Origin of the sequence: Acidocella sp. MX-AZ02, from assembly GCF_000306035.1 — a bacterium.
Taxonomy (GTDB): domain Bacteria; phylum Pseudomonadota; class Alphaproteobacteria; order Acetobacterales; family Acetobacteraceae; genus Acidocella; species Acidocella facilis.
Map to the genome: position 1 here is coordinate 123,119 of NZ_JH976208.1, position 3,864 is coordinate 126,982.

At 67.7% G+C, this 3,864-nt stretch carries 2 protein-coding genes; both read left to right on the forward strand.

Annotation, left to right across the window (positions count from 1 at the left end; genetic code table 11):
* Positions 1–1,237: type IVB secretion system protein IcmH/DotU (gene icmH / locus MXAZACID_RS08840; RefSeq protein ID WP_008493926.1), on the forward strand; the 1,237-nt coding region annotated here is incomplete at its 5' end.
* Between the two features lie 7 nt (positions 1,238–1,244).
* A partial coding sequence (gene tssM, locus MXAZACID_RS08845) for a type VI secretion system membrane subunit TssM (RefSeq protein ID WP_008493927.1) occupies positions 1,245–3,864 on the forward strand: 2,620 nt, incomplete at its 3' end.

Consider the following 3,864-nt stretch of genomic DNA (forward strand, 5'->3'; position numbering starts at 1 on the left):
CAGCGCCCCCGCCGCCGCCTTGCCGGCGGATGCGCCGGAGACGATCTCCATGGGCGGCGCGCCGCTGATCGCCGCCGCCGCCCCCTTGCTGCAATTGCTGGCGCGGCTGCGCAACACGCTGCAGGCGCCTGATTCCGGGGATCTGCGCGAGCGCGCCGTGCGCGAAATCCGCCGTTTCGAGGAAACCGCCCGGGCGCGCAACATTCCGATGGAGCAGCTCCGCCCGGCGCATTACGCCCTCTGCGCCAGCCTGGATGACGTGGTGCTGGCGACCCCCTGGGGTAGCCAGGGGGCCTGGGCGCAGCGCTCGCTGGTCTCCACCTTCCATCAGGAAGTCCGCTCCGGCGAGCGCTTCTTCGACGTGATGGCGCAGATCCGCCAAAATCCTGGCAATTTCCTGCCGGTTCTGGAATTGATGTATTTCTGCCTGTCGCTTGGCTATATGGGCCGCTACCGGCTCTCCCCGCGCGGCCCGGCCGAGATCGACCGGCTGCGCGAGGAAACCTACGCGGTGCTGCGCCGGCAAAACCCGCCGGGAGATCCGGCGCTCTCCCCGCATTGGCAAGGTGTTGCGGCGGGCTATAAGCCGCGCCGCTTCGGCGTGCCGGTCTGGGTGGTCGCCATCGTGGCGCTGGGTGTGCTGGGGCTGGTTTATGCCGGCTGCCTGTTTTCGCTCTCCGGCAAGTCCGACGCCGCCTTCCAGGCGCAGGTGAGCGCGCCGCTGCCGCAAATGCCGCAGATCGTCCGCGCCCAGCCGGTGGTCGCCCCGGCCGAGCCCGCGCCCATCGGCCCGACGATCCTGGACCGTCTCTCCGGCTTCCTGCAGCCTGAAATCGCCGCCGGCAAGGTGAGCGTGCTGGGCACCACCCATCAGCCGATCGTGCGCATCAACAACCAGGGCCTGTTCGGCTCCGGCAGCGCCACGGTGGAAGATACCGATGTGCCGCTGCTGCGGAAAATCGGCCAGGCGCTGGCAAAGGAAACCGGCACGGTCGTCGTCACCGGCTATACCGACAACCAGCCGATCCACACGCTGCAATTCCCCTCCAACTTCGTGCTCTCGCAATCGCGCGCGCAGGCGGCGGCGGCGATTTTGGACCAGACCATCGGCGACCAGAGCCGGATCACCGCGAAAGGCATGGGCGATGCCGACCCTGTCGCCAGCAACGCCAGCGCGGCGGGGCGCGCGCAGAACCGGCGCATCGAAATCGTGCTGAACCACCCTTCGGGAAACTGACATCGCCATGAAAAAAATTCTCGGCTTTCTGGCGTCGCGCTGGGTTTTGAGCTTCGTCGCCGCCTTGGTGCTGGCGGCTCTGGTGTGGTTCTTCGCGCCCTTCATTCACGCTTTGGCCGGCATCATCGTCCGGCTGGTCATCATTCTGGTCATTCTGTTGGTCTGGCTCGGCGCCAATCTGCTGCTGGACCGGCGGCGCAAGACACGTGACGCGGCTTTGGCCGCCGGTGTCGCGGATGCCGGGGCGGCCACGCAGGACAAGGCGGCGGCGGAAGAGCTGGCGGCGCTGAGCGAGAAGCTGAAAAAATCCCTCGCCTTGCTGCGCAAGGCCAGCGGCTCGCGCGGCTATCTCTATGAGCAACCCTGGTACGTGATCATCGGCCCGCCAGGGGCCGGCAAGACCACAGCACTTCTGAATGCCGGGCTGAAATTCCCGCTGGCGGCGGAGTTGGGGCAGGGGGCGGTGGCCGGTGTCGGCGGCACCCGGCTTTGCGACTGGTGGTTCACCGAGCAGGCGGTGCTGATCGACACCGCCGGGCGCTACACCACCCAGGATTCCAACGCTGCCACCGACAAAGCCGGTTGGGAGGGCTTCCTCGACCTGCTCAAGCGCACCCGCCAGCGCCAGGCGCTGAACGGCGTGGTGGTGGCGATCTCGCTGGCCGACATCGCCGCCGCGCCGCGTGAGGAGCGCCTGGCCCATGCCCGCGCCATCCGCACCCGCATCAAGGAGCTCACCGCCCGGCTGGATCTGAAGCTACCGGTCTATGCGCTGCTGACCAAGGCGGATCTGCTCGCCGGCTTCACCGAGTTTTTCGACGATCTCGACCAGGAAAAGCGCGCCCAGGTCTGGGGCACCACCTTCCCGGCACAAAACACCAATGCGGTGGCGCAGTTCGATGCCGAGTTCAAGCTGCTGGTGCAGCGCCTGGATGAACGGCTGATCGATCTGCTGCAGCGCGAGCGCAGCCCGGAGCGCCGCGCCCTCATCGCCGGCTTCCCCACCCAGGTGGCGAGCCTGGAAGCTCCGCTGAACGAGTTCCTGGCCGAGGCCTTTGGCGGCTCGGCTTTGGACCCCGCCCCTTATCTGCGCGGTGTCTATTTCACCTCCGGCACCCAGGAGGGCACGCCGATCGACCGGCTGACCGGCGCGCTCACCCGCGCCTTCGGCATCGATCAGCGCCGCGCCCCCTCGCTGCGCGCCGCCTCCGGCCGCAGCTATTTCCTCTCCCGCCTGCTGCAGGAGGTGATTTTCGGCGAGGCGATGCTGGCCGGGCAGAATCCGGCTCAGCGCCGCCGGCGCCTCCTGCTGCAAGCGGCGGGCTATGGCGCTGTTGGCATCGTGTTTCTGGGGCTGCTCGGCGGGTTCCTGCTCAGCCGCGCCCATAACCAGGCGGCGATTGCCGCCAGCGACCAGGCGGTGGCCAATTACCAGCAGGCGGCCAAGAGCCTGCAGCTGGATCCGGTTCAGGATTCGAACCTGCAAACCGTGCTGCCCTTGCTGGATGCCGCCCGCGCCATGCCCTTCGGCGCTGGCGACACGGCAGATCATGGCGCGATGGGGCTGGGGCTGAATCAGGCGCCCAAGCTCAGCGCCGGTGCCAACACGCTCTACGCCAACGCGCTGGATAATATCCTGCTGCCACGGCTGATCCTGCAGCTGGAAGCGGAGATGCGCGGCGGCTTCGACAAGCCGGAATTCCTCTACCAGGCCACACGCGTCTATCTGATGCTGGGCGGGCAGGGGCCGATGGACAAAAACCTCGTCGAAGCCTGGATGAAGCTGGATTGGCAGCGCCTTTATCCAGGCATCGCCAACCAGGATGCGCGCGAGGATCTGATGCAGCATCTGGTGGCGATGCTGAACGCCCCGCTGCCGCAGGTGCCGCTGGATGGCGCGCTGGTGGAAGCCGCCCGCGCCACCTTCAGCCGGGTCTCGGTGGCGGAGCGCGTCTATTCGCGCATCCGCGATTCCCAGGCCGCCGCCGCCGTGCCCGCCTGGGTGCCGGCGACGGCGATGGGGGCGGCCGGCGTGCCGCTCTTCACCCGCGCCTCCGGCAAGCCGCTGACCGAGGGCGTGCCCGGTTTCTACACGCTGAAAGGCTTCCAGCTGGTGCTGCTGCCGGCCCTCACCCACGCCACCAAGGATGTCGCGGATGAGAGCTGGGTGCTCGGGCCCGGCCAGCAGGTCGATCCGTCCAGTCCGGACATGCAGAATCTGGAGCAGAACGTCATCAAGCTCTATGAGGCCGATTACGAGGCGCAGTGGAACGCGATGCTGGGCGATCTGAACCTGAAGCCGGCCACCAATATCGGCCAGGCGGTGCAGACGCTCTACATCCTCGGCTCCCCGCAATCGCCGATGCAGCGTCTGCTGGCCAGCATCACCACGCAGTTGCAGCTCTCCAAGGGCGTCGAACCGCCGAAGCCGGCCGCGACCTCGAAGATCCCCGGTGCGGCGGCGTTGAATGCGGATGCCACGGCGCTGCAAGGGCTGATGGGCGCGGCCACGGCCAGCGGCGGTCCCGCCCTTGGGTCCGAGGTGGATAATTACTACGCGCCGCTGATCAATTATGTCGGCGGCGGCGCCGGCTCGCCGATGAGCCTCACGCTCAACCTCATCAACG